Annotated in this window: 16 protein-coding genes; 9 read left to right on the plus strand and 7 right to left on the minus strand. The window is 44.7% G+C overall.

Annotation, left to right across the window (positions count from 1 at the left end):
• Positions 1 to 139: 139 nt before the first annotated feature.
• Positions 140 to 892 (plus strand): potassium channel family protein, encoded by a 753-nt coding sequence (locus HMPREF1536_RS08990; RefSeq protein WP_028730039.1) that lies wholly within the window; start codon positions 140 to 142, stop codon positions 890 to 892.
• 89 nt (positions 893 to 981) lie between these two features.
• Here the strand turns inward: HMPREF1536_RS08990 and HMPREF1536_RS08995 are convergent, their stop codons facing one another.
• The 5 genes from HMPREF1536_RS08995 to HMPREF1536_RS09020 all read right to left on the minus strand — a co-directional run bounded on the left by HMPREF1536_RS08995 (position 982) and on the right by HMPREF1536_RS09020 (position 6301).
• Positions 982 to 2685: a T9SS type A sorting domain-containing protein gene (locus HMPREF1536_RS08995; RefSeq protein WP_157395739.1), complete on the minus strand. Its 1704-nt coding sequence runs from the start codon at positions 2683 to 2685 to the stop codon at positions 982 to 984.
• Positions 2686 to 2848: 163 nt separating this feature from the next.
• Entirely contained in the window at positions 2849 to 3556 is a 708-nt protein-coding gene (locus HMPREF1536_RS09000) for a T9SS type A sorting domain-containing protein (RefSeq protein ID WP_150115611.1), read from the minus strand.
• Positions 3557 to 3661: 105 nt separating this feature from the next.
• Positions 3662 to 3961, minus strand: coding sequence for a hypothetical protein (locus tag HMPREF1536_RS09005; RefSeq protein ID WP_028730036.1), 300 nt, complete (start codon positions 3959 to 3961; stop codon positions 3662 to 3664).
• 161 nt (positions 3962 to 4122) lie between these two features.
• Entirely contained in the window at positions 4123 to 4884 is a 762-nt protein-coding gene (locus tag HMPREF1536_RS09010; RefSeq protein WP_028730035.1) for a DUF4469 domain-containing protein, read from the minus strand.
• A 484-nt stretch (positions 4885 to 5368) separates the two neighbouring features.
• The gene (locus HMPREF1536_RS09020; RefSeq protein WP_028730033.1) at positions 5369 to 6301 is read right to left on the minus strand and encodes a tyrosine-type recombinase/integrase; all 933 of its coding nucleotides are present in this window, start codon (positions 6299 to 6301) and stop codon (positions 5369 to 5371) included.
• Between the two features lie 117 nt (positions 6302 to 6418).
• On the opposite strand from HMPREF1536_RS09020, the gene HMPREF1536_RS09025 reads away from it, so the two are divergent.
• On the plus strand, positions 6419 to 7000 hold the full coding sequence (locus HMPREF1536_RS09025; protein ID WP_028730032.1) for an ORF6N domain-containing protein: 582 nt from the start codon (positions 6419 to 6421) through the stop codon (positions 6998 to 7000).
• A gap of 65 nt (positions 7001 to 7065) precedes the next feature.
• Here HMPREF1536_RS09025 and glsA read toward each other — a convergent pair whose 3' ends face one another.
• Positions 7066 to 8031: a glutaminase A gene (gene glsA, locus HMPREF1536_RS09030; protein WP_028730031.1), complete on the minus strand. Its 966-nt coding sequence runs from the start codon at positions 8029 to 8031 to the stop codon at positions 7066 to 7068.
• A 10-nt stretch (positions 8032 to 8041) separates the two neighbouring features.
• The gene (locus HMPREF1536_RS09035) at positions 8042 to 9481 is read right to left on the minus strand and encodes a glutamate decarboxylase (RefSeq protein ID WP_028730030.1); all 1440 of its coding nucleotides are present in this window, start codon (positions 9479 to 9481) and stop codon (positions 8042 to 8044) included.
• Between the two features lie 313 nt (positions 9482 to 9794).
• On the opposite strand from HMPREF1536_RS09035, the gene HMPREF1536_RS09040 reads away from it, so the two are divergent.
• The 7 genes from HMPREF1536_RS09040 to HMPREF1536_RS09070 all read left to right on the plus strand — a co-directional run bounded on the left by HMPREF1536_RS09040 (position 9795) and on the right by HMPREF1536_RS09070 (position 15277).
• Positions 9795 to 11015: an MFS transporter gene (locus HMPREF1536_RS09040; protein ID WP_028730029.1), complete on the plus strand. Its 1221-nt coding sequence runs from the start codon at positions 9795 to 9797 to the stop codon at positions 11013 to 11015.
• Positions 11016 to 11038: 23 nt separating this feature from the next.
• On the plus strand, positions 11039 to 11950 hold the full coding sequence (locus HMPREF1536_RS09045) for a DMT family transporter (RefSeq protein WP_028730028.1): 912 nt from the start codon (positions 11039 to 11041) through the stop codon (positions 11948 to 11950).
• Positions 11951 to 12109: 159 nt separating this feature from the next.
• Complete coding sequence (locus tag HMPREF1536_RS09050; protein ID WP_028730027.1) at positions 12110 to 12556, plus strand: DUF4252 domain-containing protein; 447 nt, start codon at positions 12110 to 12112, stop codon at positions 12554 to 12556.
• Complete coding sequence (locus HMPREF1536_RS09055; RefSeq protein ID WP_028730026.1) at positions 12543 to 13061, plus strand: RNA polymerase sigma factor; 519 nt, start codon at positions 12543 to 12545, stop codon at positions 13059 to 13061. The genes HMPREF1536_RS09050 and HMPREF1536_RS09055 overlap by 14 nt, the downstream gene beginning before the upstream one ends.
• The gene (locus HMPREF1536_RS09060) at positions 13051 to 13467 is read left to right on the plus strand and encodes a hypothetical protein (protein ID WP_028730025.1); all 417 of its coding nucleotides are present in this window, start codon (positions 13051 to 13053) and stop codon (positions 13465 to 13467) included. Before HMPREF1536_RS09055 ends, HMPREF1536_RS09060 begins: the two co-directional genes overlap by 11 nt.
• Entirely contained in the window at positions 13457 to 13918 is a 462-nt protein-coding gene (locus HMPREF1536_RS09065; protein WP_028730024.1) for a DUF4252 domain-containing protein, read from the plus strand. The genes HMPREF1536_RS09060 and HMPREF1536_RS09065 overlap by 11 nt, the downstream gene beginning before the upstream one ends.
• A 108-nt stretch (positions 13919 to 14026) precedes the next feature.
• Entirely contained in the window at positions 14027 to 15277 is a 1251-nt protein-coding gene (locus HMPREF1536_RS09070) for an acyloxyacyl hydrolase (RefSeq protein ID WP_028730023.1), read from the plus strand.
• Positions 15278 to 15310: the final 33 nt, after the last annotated feature.

A 15310-nucleotide genomic window follows, 5' to 3' on the forward strand; every position in this document is an offset into this window, starting at 1 on the left:
AACAAATCGGTATTGTGTTAGTTTGTCAATAGGATGTCAAACTAGGTTAATTAACAGAATAGTGTTAAAAACAAAATCAGGGGATTCGCTGTTAGATAACCTAAAATATTTCTGTCTAAACGCCTAAATATGAAACGCAATGAAGTCTGCACTGAATGATTTTATTTATGAGAAGAAAGGGATCTATGGAATACTGCATGTTATCATATTGCTACTTTCATTATTTCTTATTGTAACAATTTCAATCGATACGTTCAACAATATCCCTTTCCTGACACAGGGGTCTTACCTGAAAATACAGTTCTGGATCTGTATGTTCTTTATCGCCGATTTCGTTTTGGAGTTTTTCTTATCAAAACGTAAAATATATTACTTGCAGACTCACCTCATTTTCTTAATTGTATCTATTCCTTATCTTAATATTATCAATTATTACGGGATCGAATTCTCACCGGAGATCACTTATTTCCTTCGCTTTATTCCGTTGGCACGTAGCGGTTACGCACTGGCTATCGTGGTGGGATGGCTATCTTCCAATAAGGCTTCAGGGCTGTTCGTATCCTACCTGACCATGTTGCTGGCTACCGTCTATTTCTCCAGCCTGATATTCTTCGTGATCGAACATAAAGTAAACCCACAGGTAGTAGCCTATGACGATGCCCTCTGGTGGGCGTTCATGGATGTAACGACAGTCGGTTCGAATATTTACGCCGTTACGCCCACAGGCCGAATACTGTCTGTCCTGCTGGCAGCCCTGGGAATGATGATGTTCCCCATCTTCACCGTTTATGTAACCAGCCTCGTACAGAATGCGAATAAAAGAAAGAATGAGTTATATAACGGGGAGGATGCACCGGAAACAGACACAAAACAAAAGTCTCAAAATGGATGATAAAAGTCAAAACAATTTATAATAATAAAGGCTGTGCCCTGATTCCGTATGGAAGGATGGCACAGCCTTATTTATGTAAGAGCAGATAGTTATTCGCTTATGCTAACTTTATAGCTCTGGTCATTCAAACGGACAACGTAAATGCCCTGCGGCAATTGCATTTGGGTATCACCGGAGATCATGGCTGATTTTATCAGCCGGCCTTGCATATTAAATACACTTACCTTAACAGGGGCTTCCGGTTGGATATACAAAACTCCACCTGTCACATAGACCTTTGAGCCCGTTATTATCTTTTCGTTGGCAGTTGCCGTATTCTTAACAATGCCAGTGATTTTGATAACCATATCCGCAGTTACCCTATCTGTTACGTAATTCATATCGGCATCCGGTTCCAGCGTCTTGTCACCAACGGTAACAACCGGTTTCGACTCGTTGTATTCTTCATCCAATGTCAATGAGAAGCGGAAACGTTCGCCATCTTCTATTTTAGATATACCTTCACTCGGCGTGGTTGTTGCACCTGTCAGGAGAGGAAGCGTTACATTGCGCAAGGCTTGAAGAGCCGGGTAATCATCTTTTCTCAATTGCCATGTAAGAGCTCCTTCCGGCAGGTTTTTATTGAGTTCACCAACAAACTCCTGGCTCTTCATCGATGCTTCGCTCGCTTCGTCTTTAGAATAATAACAATTGCTAATCGTTGATTCTCCTGTTGATAAACAGCAAGTAGGGTCAACGTAAGATCCAGTAATAGCTTGACTCTTTAATGCTGGAACAACACTCCAACTATTTGAAAGTATACTCTTAGCAAGTAAACCAGGAACTATCCCTGCTGTATATGCATAAGATGTACCACCCTCCTGTTTGTTTTCCACTTTCGCGCTAAGCGACTCACCTCGACTACCACAGTTCAGGATTTTACTACTGTTATTGGCATAAGATGCGATTCCGCCAGCATAAGCAACTAACTGGTCGGCATCTCCGGAACCATAACTTTCTATCTTACCATAGCTAATGCAATTAATAACTTTCGTACCATTGTCCACAATTCCGACAATACCAGAAGCCTCTGCGGTGCTGGAACCGCCTGTCGAAATAACTTCACTACGAAAACTGCCATAACTACGACAATTGTCAATCGTACTATTATATGCTTTAGCAACCAAACCAACAACATCACACCAAGCATTCTTACCGGTTATCCGTACGGAATAAGTACCTTCTGTCGTGCAATTGATTATTTGACCATCCCAAAAATTACCAGCTAACCCTGCTACCGACCAACTGATGCTGACAGCTTTCCCTTCGATATCGATTTTTGTATCAACCATGCGGATGTTTTTAAGGATAGCCCCTTTCGAGTTATTGAATAAAGCTGTAGAGACACTATGATTAGCCTCATCTTCATAAATCCTACTAAATTTTAAATTACAATTCTTTATGGCGTACCCGTCGCCATCATACGTCCCTGCAAACCATGCACCATTACCGATCCTAGGCATATCTTCTCCATCCTCATAAACGATATCAGCAATTTGCTTAAAATAAACCCCTTCCAATATTTTAGGCCAATTACCGGAAGCATCCTTAGCCAATGTCTCAAGACTACTTAAATGTTCCTTGGTAGCAATCAGATAGGGATCCGCTTCCGTACCGGAACCTCCGGCGAAAGAGGAAGCATCTGCCTTGGTTGTGATTTGTGGAATGGCGCTGTCAAACATGACGGGTTCACCAAGTTTCATTGACGCAAATGCACCTGCATTTGTCTGTGCCTGGGCACAATAGATACCCAATACAAGGGTAACAAGCGTTAAAATCTTTTTCATACGCATTAATATATTTGTTGATAAAATAGAGTTAGGCCAACTGTTGAGTGTGGTCTGTTTTAGTAGTTAACATATTCTAAGTGCACCGTCTAACCAATGTTGGTTAGACAGGCTGCAAAAAACTATATAATCAGATTCTTACTTTAACTATCTTTTGGTTGATACGGATCAGGTAGATACCTGACTGCAGGTTTGATATTTGTGCTGATCCATTAACGAACGCATTATAATAACATCCACCAAGGATCGAATATACTTGAACTGACATATTTTCCGGAGTTTCTACATAGAGAATACCATCTTGACTATAAACACGTACATTCTCCAATACAGGAGTTTCCACCTGAGTAGATGAGTTTTCCGGGTAATAGGTATAAGTCTGACTTGTAACTACCCATTCCGGAGTTTCATTATCCCAATAGTTTTTTACTTTGACAGTAGTAGTTACCGGATTTTCCCCTTCCGTCTCAGTCAATGTCTCTGATAAAAGAGCCAAATCTGCGTCTGCAGAAAATCGTTGATAAAGTTGCATTAATTCACTGTTATCCGTATAACTATATATCCATTTCCCTAATTGATATGTGGCATTATCCAAGCTTGTTTCAGACAACCGTCCCTGATCATCATAAGTATATGTCAGCTTATTATTAAACACCCATTCGTCTTTATCTGCTTCATTACTATTTTTGTTATAGTTTATATAACTCTTTATTTGTCCGTTTTCCATATATTCCGTTTCTATTTTTCCCCGAATAACAGTAAAAGCTGTTTCACTTGTCCGGGTTGTATCAACATATATTTCAACACCATTCAATCCATTATATGTATACTCTTCCACACGATGACGATTAACCAACAGATCTCTCAAATCATAACTCAAAATATGCCCCTGATCATTATATGTAGAAGTTATCTTTATTGAATCATTCCAGACTTTACCATCCTATTTCTGAGTAATGACCGCTGTTTTATTACCAGCTGCATCATAGGTATTAGATGTTTTAGAAAAATTAGTCCAATCCTTTGACAAAGCATTCCAGGTATACACCAATTCTTCCGACACCTTTTTATCGTCAGTATACGTATAAACCGTTTTGGATACATTCTCCGCAGCATTGCGTTGGATAATGCTATCGACATTTTGTGTAGCATTACTTTTTACAAGAGGATTACTGACTTGTGCATTTACAGTTGAATTAAAAGCTAATCCAATAGCTACTAGTGCGATGTAATAATGTTTCATGATAAATTTACTTGATTATTAAATGAAATATATTCTCTTTCTTGTTTTAACATTCTTTAGGCGCACCGTCTAACCAACGTAGGTTAGGCAGGCTAAGTGCCTTTAGTGAGTGTGTGTAAGTGCCGTTGGTTAGACAGTCTATCCAACGGCACTGAGGAAGACTATTCAATAACAGGACGGTCATCCTCACCACCGCCACCCGGTTTTTCGCCTACATAAAGCAGTACCGGGAACGTATAGGTACGTGGTTCTTTTACCAGCTTGTTGCCGGCAGCAGACTGGGTAACAATGCTTAGCGTGTATTCGCCGTCTTCAAGAGCAGGCAACATTACAGTCAGTTCAGAAGGATTGTTATGAACTAGCAACGGGCTTTTCTGTGCCGTGCCGCCCGCCTTGGTGAAGAAAACACCTATACCGGCATCGTCGCCGGCTACTTTGATGTTCGATCCGGAAATAACGACAGGAGCAGCAGAAGTGAGTTGTGTGTTCATCTCGCCGGTCGTAGAGTCGATAATCGAGTTGATGACCGGGCCGGTGACGGCGGGACGGGTATCTATCTCTACGTTCTTCAACGTATCACGCAGCAGTTTAGCGGGTACATAGCTGGCTGTGAGTTTGTTTTTAGCAGGATCGAAAGCGGCTTTTTCGCCTTCGAAAGGGCCTGTGATGGTTGCCATATACTGGCCTACACCGTCAACGACACTTTTACCTTCCGCAATAGCGGTTACCTTTTCCTGATCGCCCATCCCCAGGATGTATTCGATCGTATCCAGTCGCAGTTCGGAACCACGAGCCAGGATGCGTTCGGCGATTTGCTTGTTACGTACTGTTCCGGTTATACGGGGCTTCGCTGTGTAATCGCCTTTACGCTCGGTAACGGCATTGTCGTAAAGATCGGCAGTTAAAATGATTTTTTCAGCCATAATACTTTGAATTATACCCGCTGGTTGGGCAGGGAGTTACCTTTGATACTTAAACCTTATTTGTGAAATAAGGGTCGGTTTATCTTAGGGTTTAATATTGACAGATAGTAACTTACTCCCCTCTGGAGAGGGGGTAGGGGGTGTGTAATTTGCCGAACTAAAGCACGAACTATATAGATTGAGCGGATTTTATCTGTGATTTTCTATCTGGATAGTCTTTATTTGAAGCTTTAACACACCCCCTGCCCCCTCTCCAGAGGGGAAAAGTTACCCTCCGCCCCACTATGCCCATACCCCACGAAAAACCGCCTGGATTCAGTCTTTTTAGCGAAATCGTCCCCCACCCACCTAAATATAAGCAGACAAGTTTGTTTTGTTTAAAAGAAAATACATATCTTTGCCCCGTTCCCACACTAGTACAAGCCGTGATTTTCAAGATTGGCTTCAAAGGGGGCAACATACCTTATTTCACAAATAAGGTTCCTTAAGCCCTCATCCCTACCAGGCCATCCAGTCCTTTTGTGATTATCTTATTGGCAGCATCGAGCATCGACTGATCTAGTTTTGCCAGATAGTGCCGTGTCGTGCGCTCCGACGTATGGCCGAGCATCTGACCGATGAGGGCTACCGGTGTACCGTTACGCAGCGCTTCTGTTGCCCAGGTATGACGGAAGACATACGAGGTAAGGTGGATCGGGATGGATAACTGCTCGCCGATCTCCGTCAGATAACCGTTATACCGGTGCAAGGCACGTTTATAGGCTTCGTAAAGCTGTTCGCTGTCACCGGTTTCGGGCAATACCGGAAAGAGGTAACGGCTGGCGGGTGAAGCGTATTTATCGAGCAGTCGCTGCATACCGGGGGTGATATGGATGTGTATCAGGGTACCGGTTTTGCAGCGGTTGTACACCAGTTCACCGTCCACAATATTCTCGCGGGTGAGGTGTGCCAGGTCGACAAACGGCATACCGCAGGCCAGGAAGGAGAAAAGACCGAAGTCTTTCGCCTGTTGCAGACCGGGATCACCGGAGACGTCGAGCCGGGCAATTTCTTCGAGCGTTTCGATACGCAGCGCACGTTTGGCGGTCTCTTCCGCCCGGAGGATGAGGTGGGCGAAAGGCGACAGACGGCCGACCGGGGCAACGCCTTCGCGCACGGCTGTGTTGCAGATGGCGCGGAGATTGCTTAGGTAGCTGTTTATCGAGTTGGTTTTCAGATGTCCACCGGCTTGCAGCCAGTAGAGGAAGCGATCGATCATACCGGGGGTGATGTCGGCAAAAGACAGTTCGGCGTTGCCGCAGAACCGCAGGAACCAGTTGGAGGAAGCCCGGTAAAGGTCGGCGGTAGCATGTTTGCCCGCCTTGCGTTTGCGTTTCACCAGCGTGTCGGTGTAGGTGAAAAAGGTTGTTGTTGTCATAAATAATATATTAATGTGGCAATATGCCGATAATGAGAAAAAGTGAAACAATTTGTCTTGCATATCAATTGAAAATAATATCTTTGCCTTCATATTAACAATCAAAACATATTAATTATGAAAGACAAAGATGAAATCCAATTAATTCAAAACAAGATCTATGAAATAAGAGGCCGGAAGGTTATGATCGATAGCGATCTAGCTGAATTATACCAAGTCGAAACACGCGTGTTAAATCAAGCAGTAAAGCGTAATATAGATCGGTTTCCCGAAGATTTCATGTTCCAATTGACAAGCCAGGAATGGGAAAATATGTCATCACAAATTGTGATGACATCACGTACCAAACGTCCCAAATCAGCTATTCCACTTGTTTTTACCGAACATGGTGTAGTAATGCTGTCAAGTGTACTTCGCAGTAATATAGCTGTACAAACAAGTATTCTGATAACACGTGCTTTTGTTGCTATCCGGCATTTAATAATTGATACTCCTGCAAACAAAGTACAGGAACTTCAACATGAATTGAAAGAACTAAAGGAATATATAGAAGATGTATTTACCGACTACAACGACATCAACGAAGACACCCGTATACAACTGGAACTGATCAATAAAACATTGGCAGAGCTACAGGTACAAAAGGGACTATCCGACAAGCCTCGCAATCCGGTAGGATTTGTTAAACCCAAACAATAACCAAACAAGCCTCCCACCCTCTGAACGAGGGATAAGGAGGCTTGCCAATTAAAAGAACAAACTGTTTATTCAGTAATTGTTACCCGGTCGCCATTGAAAATGGACAGACCCAGTTTATTCATTATATATTTGATAGCCAATTGAGCTTTTACAGAATTACCTGCACTGTCAATTGGAGGGGCAAAGGCTGAGATACCGAACAGACCGGGCATCACACCCATCACACCACCACCTACACCTGTTTTTGCAGGGATACCGGAAGTGTACAACCAGTCGCCGGTATGTTCATAGAAACCTACGGTAGCGATCAGCGAAGTGATCTTCGGCGACAATGATCCGTCGAATATCTGCTTTTTCGATACCGGGTTCAGACCATCGTTGGCAATAGTAGCTCCGCAGACAGATAATTGAGTTGCTGTAATTCCCAGCGAACACTGACGGGTATAGAGGTCGAGCGACATATCCGGATCGTCGTAGATACGGTTATAGTTCTTCAGCAACCAGGCAATGGAGCGGTTGTTGAAATTGGTGGCAGACTCCGATTTGTATAACTCGTCGATCAGCTGGGGGGCACTGCCGCAAAGGTCGGTGATATTCGCAACAATGGCATCCCATTTCTTGGCGGAGTCGCCTATCGGTTGAACCATACTGTCGGCGGTAATCGCACCGGCATTGACCAATGGAGTAGACGGATGGTCTTTTTCCAGCAGGATCGCCATGATTGAGTTGAAAGGCAGTCCGGTAGCATCGGCACCGATCATTTGCAGTAACTTCTCTGCACCGTATTGGCGCAAGGCCAGTATGGCGGTATGCACTTTCGATACAGACTCTATACCGAAGCGGTATTCGGAATCGCCCAACTGGATGAGTGTCCCGTCCATCAGACAGATACTGATACCGAACAGGTTCTTATCTATATTGGCCAGATAAGGGATGTAATCGGCATTCTTACCGTCTGTGTTCGTCTTGAACATCTCGTAAGCTTCCCGGGCTGCTTCCTTGATTTGTGAAACGGAAATCTTCTTATCCATACTAAACAAATTATTTAGTTGATTTAGGAGAACCGGTATGAGTGAAGACAGAGCCTTTTACGGGTTGTTGTTTGTCTTGTGCGATACGGGTTGGAGTAGGATATTCCAGTTTTTCCAGGTCGGCAATCGCATTGCTGATGTCACCCAGTAACTGGTCAGCCATGTCGCGGCTGAAGCCCTGACGGACAACGATACGCATAACTACCCAGTTTTCGAGGTTGTCAGGCAATGTATAAGCAGGAACCATCCATCCGCTTTGTTTCAGTTTATCCTGCAGGTCGTAGAGTGTCCATTTGGCTGTCTTGGCATATTCCGGTTTCAGGTACCAGATGAACAATGGATTCACTACTTCTTTACTGTAATTCTGGAACGGAGCGAACTTAGCGATTTCAGCATGCAGATAATCGGCAATAGCCAGACTGTTCTGCTGTACTTCCTTGTAACCCTGGAATCCAAGACGGATAAACTGATAGTATTGTCCCAGGATCTGAGCAGCAGGACGAGAGAAGTTCAAACCAACCTGAGTGATGTTTGCGCCTAAATAATTCACACTGAAAGACATGGAGCCCGGCAGGTATTTTTTATCTTTCCAGACAACCCAACCCAGACCCGGATAAACCAGACCGTATTTGTGGCCGGAAGTACTGATGGAAAGTACCCATTTCAGACGGAAGTCCCATTTTACTTCCGGTTTCAGGAACGGCAGGATGAAACCACCGGAAGCGGCATCTACGTGGATAGGAATATCGTAGCCTGTCTTTGCATTATATGCGTCGAGGGCAGCGTCCAATGCTTCCACATCGTCGTTCAGACCTGTCCATGTAACACCCTGGATAGGAACGATACAGATAGTATTTTCGTCACACATATTCAGGGCATCCTGCGGGTCGAGTGTGATATGTTCCTGTGTCAACGGTACCTGGCGCATTTCGATCTGCCACAACTGGGCAAACTTTTCCCATACAACCTGGAATCCAGCAGAGATCACAAAGTTAGGTTTGTCGACCGGTTTGCCCTGAGCCAATCTTTTTTCACGCCAGCGCAACCAGGCTGCAACACCACCCAACATACATGCTTCGGAAGAACCGATAGCTAAAGCTCCGGCTTTCCACTGTGCCTGTTCGGGGCTGTTCCACAGGTTAGCCATGATGTTGATACATTTAGCATTCATCACAGCGATACGCGGGTACTCAGTTTCGTCGATATAGTTGATGTTGATTGCTTCGTTCATCAACTTGGTTGCGTAATCGTCCATCCAGGTGGTAACAAATGTAGCCAGGTTCAAACGGGGTTGAGTCTGTGCATAAGTTTCATCTTTTACCATCTGGTAAGCGATCTCCGGAGTAGTTGGTCCGTCAGGGATCACGTCTACTGGAGCCGGGTGCAACATCGCGTTCGAGCCAAAAATTGCGGTTTTGGCATCACCTTCTCTAAAACTTGAATCTTTCATGTCTTTTTGTTTTTAAATTATTAAGAATTGGCGCAACCGACATTCGTGCGTCGATTTGTAGTGCAAAAACAGCCTCTAAAAAGAATTGTTCTTCGATTTTAGTTAATCCTGTAAGATTTGGAGTTTATTATCACAATGTTATATAAAAGAAGTTAGTGCGCTCACCGCACTCGAGAGGGTGCGGTGCATGCGCATTAGTTAGTGCGGTGCGTGCGCACGGGAGGGTGTGGCGACCGCACTCGCTGGCCTGAATATGCAAAATGAACATTCAGCCCTAATAATTGTTTTCTGTCTTATAAAACAGCCATTTAATATGAGAATAAAAACCGGACAGGGGACGATCCCCCTTATCACACTAATAGGCATATGGTCGATCTCGGCGCTGAATGCATTGCCGGGGCTGGCAGTCTCTCCTATCCTGGGGAAGCTTTCGGCCATCTTTCCGCATTCGACGGAGCTGGATATACAGATGTTATCTTCCTTGCCTTCCTTACTGATCATACCTTTTATTATATTGTCCGGCAAACTGACGGAGAAGATCAATAATATATGGTTGTTACAGATCGGTCTGGGGATTTTCGCCGTCAGCGGTCTCCTGTATCTGCTTTCGACGAAGATGTGGCAACTGATTGCCGTCAGTGCATTGCTGGGAATCGGTTCGGGGCTGATCGTTCCGCTGTCGACCGGGCTTATATCGAGGTTCTTTATCGGAGCTTACCGGACAAAACAATTCGGATTGAGTTCGGCCATCACCAATGTGACGCTGGTGCTGGCAACCATATTGACCGGTTACCTGGCGGAGATCAACTGGCATCTGCCGTTCCTCGTTTATCTGTTCCCGCTTGTTTCGATCGTCCTGTCGTTCTATCTGAAAAAGAATATAGATCCCCTACCCGTCCACGCAACGACTTCTTCGAAAAGCAAAACGACCCCGACCGATCCTTCATTCGGGAAACGGGGCATACAGATCAGGCATTTGATGCAGATCATGGGGTTCTACGGGCTGGCCACTTATCTGGTGATCATCGTCAGCTTCAACCTGCCTTTCCTGATGAAGGAATATCATTTCACCAGCGGTAACTCGGGCATTATGATCTCGCTCTTCTTTTTGGCTATCATGGCTCCGGGATTCGTTCTGAACCAGATCGTCGATTATTGCGGGAAGAAAACCAAGTTCTACAGCCTTCTTTCCATCGCCCTCGGCATGGGTTTGATCCTTATCTCCCGGACAGAGTGGCTGATCGGGCTAGGTTGTATCTTTACCGGATTAGGTTACGGCATTATTCAGCCTGTCGCCTACGACAAAACGACCCGCACGGCTATCCCGGAAAAGGTGACATTGGCACTGGCTTTCGTCATGGCGATGAATTACCTGGCTATCCTGCTTTGTCCGTTCATTATAAATGTATTCAAAGATTTATTACATATAGAAACACAACAGTTCGCGTTCATATTCAACCTGATCATAGCCCTGGTGGCTGCCGCATGGGCTTATATCAAACAAGACTCGTTCCTGTTCAATGATAGTATGTAAATTACTTAAAAACGTCAAACAGTATGAAGAATAAAAAGACAGAAGCCAACCTTAGTATGATCGTATCGAAGACTTTCAGCGGTCTGAATGCGAATGCACTCAAATATCTCCTACCCTTATGGATCGCTCCGCTGACAGGGGTTATGTTCCGTTGCGTATTCGCTGCTGTCGTGTTCTGGATCATCAGCCTGTTCTGGAAACAGGATAAAACGACCCGGCGGGAGAAGATAACCCTGTTCCTGCTGGGGGCGATCGGTTTATATGGCTTTATGTTCTTCTATCTGCTCGGGGTCAGCAAGACGACACCGGTATCCAGTTCACTGTTCAGCAGCCTGCAACCGATCTGGGTATTTATCCTGTCGGTCATCTTCCTCAGGGAACGGATCACGGCGATGAAGGTCATCGGTATCGTGATCGGGTTGGGCGGTGCATTGCTCTGTATCATGACACAGAAAAGCGATGATCTGGCTTCGGATGCTTTCACGGGTAATATGCTCTGCCTGCTCAGTTCGATCGCTTATGCGGCCTACCTGATTGCGAGCAATGTGGTACTGGGCAAGGTCAGTTCGCTCAATATGTTGCGGTATAGCTTTCTGGGGGCGGCCGTTTCCTCTTTGATCGTGATGGCCTTTACCGGCTTCGACGGCCACTTGTTCAGTCATTTCGAATGGCAACCTTTCCTGATCCTGATGTTCGTCCTGATCTTCCCTACCACGATCAGTTACCTTTTAATTCCGATAGGGCTCAAATACCTAAGTACTACGCTGGTCGCTTTATACGGTTATATTATATTGATCGTTGCTACCATCGTCTCCCTTTCCATCGGCCAGGATCGTTTCAGCTGGTATCAGATGATCGCCATCGCACTGATCTGTTCGAGTGTCTACTTCGTTGAAATAGCGGAAAGTAAGGATAAAGCAACCGCCTCAAAATAATCAGCACATTGGGCTGTTAACACATTGCCGCATTATTTTTTTCCCTTTCTTTGTAACAACTTATTCTCTGTTCCCGTCTACCTTATGAAGCCGCTCCGAAGTGCGCACGAGGAAAGGCCGGAACAAACAGAATTAGTAATCATTTAATACAATAGAAAGATGAAACGATACTTTGTTATCCTGGCGCTGATAGTGATCTGCCAGGCAGGAAACAGCCAGACAATGAGCCAACTGTTCAACGAGTTCTCCAAAATAGAACAGATCAACCATGTTAAACTAGGTAATATCACCATGAAACTTGCCGGCATGTTCACTGAAACAATGGGAGTGAACGGCATTGAAGTTCTTGAATTCGGCGATTGCAAGAGAGAGATAAAAGAACGTTTCGAACAAGCGATCAAAGAACTGAAAGACCCTAACTTCGAGACTATGGTCACCTCTAACGAAAAAGGCCGTCGCACAAAGGTTCTGATACGCATTGAGAATGATATGATCCGCGAACTGGTAGTCCTTACCTCCGGCAGCAGTAATGCTCTGGTACGTATCAAAGGGAAAATCAAACCGTCCGATATAGATAAAGTAATGAAAGAACATGGAAAAGGATAGTGAGAACTTTAAACGAAAGTTCCTCTCTTTCCACCCCAAGCTTTTTCGAATCGCCTATGCACTTGTCGATAACAAATCGGATGCAGAAGATATCCTCCAGGATGCTTACTATAAACTATGGAATAAGCGGGATGAGCTGCCTGACATAGAGAATCCGGAAGCCTTCTGTGTCACACTGGTCAAAAACCTCTGTCTCGATTTCCTCCGGTCGCCCCGTGCCAATCGCCGGGAAGAAGATATAGAAAGCGTATTTACGCTGGACACCGGTTCTTCACCGGAAAAGGAACTGGAAACGAAAGACAAGGAACAACAGATCCGGCAGTTGATCAACCGATTACCCGAGAACCAGCGGCAAGTGATCAGACTGAGAGGCATCGAAGATTGCTCGATGGATGAGATAGAACGAATTACCGGCCTGAGTGCCGTAAACATACGCGTGCTGCTTTCCCGGGCACGAAAAGTAATCAGGGAACAATTTGAAAAATTATACGAATATGAACGATAAACAGATAGATGAATTAATCAACAAGGTTCTCCGGGAGGATCAGACATTGCCGGAAGGACTTTCCGAGCGGTTGGAACAGCAGATAGATGCCTGGGCTGCCGCCGAAAAGAAAGAGACGATCCGTTCATCTTTCCGCCAACGTTCCCTTTACTGGCTCAGCGGAGCGGCTGCCGTCGCACTGTTATGTATAGGTATCTTCCAGTTTGTTGCCCCCGAAAAGGAACATCAGTTGGCAGACACGTATACCAATCCGCAGGAAGCCGCCATTGCCGCCCAGGAAGCACTCGCTTTCCTGTCTGTAAACCTGAATAAGGGCATCGAACAAGTAAATGAAGCTCAACAGGAAATGAATAAAGTAAACGAGATCCTGAATATACATTTAAAAGACAAACAAGATGAAAACTAAAAATATATTGCTTATTTTCTTTCTATGCTGCACAAGCATCTGCTTTGCACAGAACAAACTTTTCGACAAATACTCCGAAATGGATAACGTCACTTCCGTCTATATCTCAAAGAAAATGTTCCAGATGATGCCCTCTTTCGACACCAACGGGCTCAACCTGATGAACATGAAAGGTAAGATAGAAGGCCTGCAAGTGCTCTCGACCGAAGATAACACCAAAAAAGAAAACATGCGCAAAGACTTTAAAGGGCTGATCAGTAAAGACCATGAGGAATTAATGCGTGTAAAAGACGGCAACACCCGTGCTACTTTCTATGTAAAACAAAAAGGAGACTTGATCAGCGAACTGATCATGCTGGCCGATACGGATAAAAGTTTCAGCGTTATCCAACTGATAGGAAACTTCACCCTCCAGGACATACAGGAGATCACCAAAGAGATGAATAAATAAAAAAAGAACTCATAATAGGCTATCTAACCGCTTCAAAATATTATATTTGCGAAATATAGGGTACCTATCCCTTTACATGAATCAAATAACAAACGAGTGGAGCGGCGTATGGAAATAGAGAGGTTGAAAGTAATGGTCGTTTTGATTACCATGCTTTTCTTGTCTGATATAGCACTTGCAGAAGAAAGAAACAAAGATATTTTACCGGGTGGCGGGGTAGACTCCGTCGCTTATTCACGGCGATTGATTCACCGGTTGGGGATCGACGGCCGGCCGGCTTATATTTTCCCTACCAACTCTTTTCTGCGGGGAGACAATATGGATATGAAACCGATCCGAAAATCGATCTCTGCCCATTTGAAATATTCCTTTCAATATTATCCGAACAGTTACACGGACCGGATCTACAGAGGTTCTTACCAGGGACTCGGACTGGCCATGTATTCGTTTGATAATAAAGAGGAAATAGGAAACCCTTTTGCCCTTTACCTCTTTCAGGGTGCACGTATTGCCCAGTTCAATCCCCGCCTGTCGTTCAACTATGAATGGAACTTCGGAGCCTCTTTCGGCTGGAAGCCTTATGAAGAATATGATAATCCGTACAACAAAGTGATCGGTTCGAAAATCAACGCTTATATCAATGCTAATTTCTACCTGAACTATATTCTTTCAAAAGAGTTGGATCTCACAGCCGGAGTGGATTTAACACATTTCTCAAATGGAAATACTCGGTTTCCGAATGCGGGACTGAATACGATCGGACTGAAAGTGGGACTGGTATATAACTTCAACAGGAATGGCGATTGCTTCTCCAAACCTTTCTTCCGGTCACCCGTACCGAATTTCCCCCGCCATATCAGTTATGATGTAGTCTTGTTCGGTTCCTGGCGACGGAAAGGGGTGTATTTCGGAGAAGGACAAGTTGCCGCACCAGGAGCTTTTGCGGTAGCAGGATTCAACATCAACCCGATGTATAACTTCGGATACAATTTCCGGGCAGGAGTATCGCTGGATGGTGTTTACGATGAGAGTGCCAATATCTACACTGAAGATTATATCGTTGGAACCGAACAGCCTTTTTATCGTCCGCCGCTCAGTTATCAGCTGGCATTGGGACTTTCCGCACGGGCAGAGTATGTGATGCCTTACTTCACTGTCGGCATCGGTCTGGGTGGAAACGTTATCCACCGGGGAGGTGATTTGAAAGGTTTGTACCAGGTACTGGCACTCAAGATTGAAGTAACCCGAAGCTCATTCATCCATATAGGATATAACCTGCAGAACTTCCATACTCCTAACTATCTGATGCTGGGTATCGGATACCGGTTCCATAACAAGTATCCGACGTTTCATAGGTAAGAAGAAAAGTTTCATGCTTATGGAACTTTTGTT

The organism is Parabacteroides gordonii MS-1 = DSM 23371, assembly GCF_000969825.1.
GTDB lineage: Bacteria > Bacteroidota > Bacteroidia > Bacteroidales > Tannerellaceae > Parabacteroides > Parabacteroides gordonii.

Bases quoted from the DNA above. Each gene is read 5' to 3' on its own strand.
- HMPREF1536_RS09040 (WP_028730029.1), top strand. From the start codon at position 9,795: ATGAGAATAAAAACCGGACAGGGGACGATCCCCCTTATCACACTAATA.
- HMPREF1536_RS09070 (WP_028730023.1), top strand. From the start codon at position 14,027: ATGGAAATAGAGAGGTTGAAAGTAATGGTCGTTTTGATTACCATGCTT.
- HMPREF1536_RS09060 (WP_028730025.1), top strand. From the start codon at position 13,051: ATGAACGATAAACAGATAGATGAATTAATCAACAAGGTTCTCCGGGAG.
- HMPREF1536_RS08990 (WP_028730039.1), top strand. From the start codon at position 140: ATGAAGTCTGCACTGAATGATTTTATTTATGAGAAGAAAGGGATCTAT.
- HMPREF1536_RS09045 (WP_028730028.1), top strand. From the start codon at position 11,039: ATGAAGAATAAAAAGACAGAAGCCAACCTTAGTATGATCGTATCGAAG.
- HMPREF1536_RS09050 (WP_028730027.1), top strand. From the start codon at position 12,110: ATGAAACGATACTTTGTTATCCTGGCGCTGATAGTGATCTGCCAGGCA.
- HMPREF1536_RS09025 (WP_028730032.1), top strand. From the start codon at position 6,419: ATGAAAGACAAAGATGAAATCCAATTAATTCAAAACAAGATCTATGAA.
- HMPREF1536_RS09035 (WP_028730030.1), bottom strand. From the start codon at position 9,481: ATGAAAGATTCAAGTTTTAGAGAAGGTGATGCCAAAACCGCAATTTTT.
- HMPREF1536_RS09055 (WP_028730026.1), top strand. From the start codon at position 12,543: ATGGAAAAGGATAGTGAGAACTTTAAACGAAAGTTCCTCTCTTTCCAC.
- HMPREF1536_RS09005 (WP_028730036.1), bottom strand. From the start codon at position 3,961: ATGAAACATTATTACATCGCACTAGTAGCTATTGGATTAGCTTTTAAT.
- glsA (WP_028730031.1), bottom strand. From the start codon at position 8,031: ATGGATAAGAAGATTTCCGTTTCACAAATCAAGGAAGCAGCCCGGGAA.
- HMPREF1536_RS09020 (WP_028730033.1), bottom strand. From the start codon at position 6,301: ATGACAACAACAACCTTTTTCACCTACACCGACACGCTGGTGAAACGC.
- HMPREF1536_RS09065 (WP_028730024.1), top strand. From the start codon at position 13,457: ATGAAAACTAAAAATATATTGCTTATTTTCTTTCTATGCTGCACAAGC.
- HMPREF1536_RS09010 (WP_028730035.1), bottom strand. From the start codon at position 4,884: ATGGCTGAAAAAATCATTTTAACTGCCGATCTTTACGACAATGCCGTT.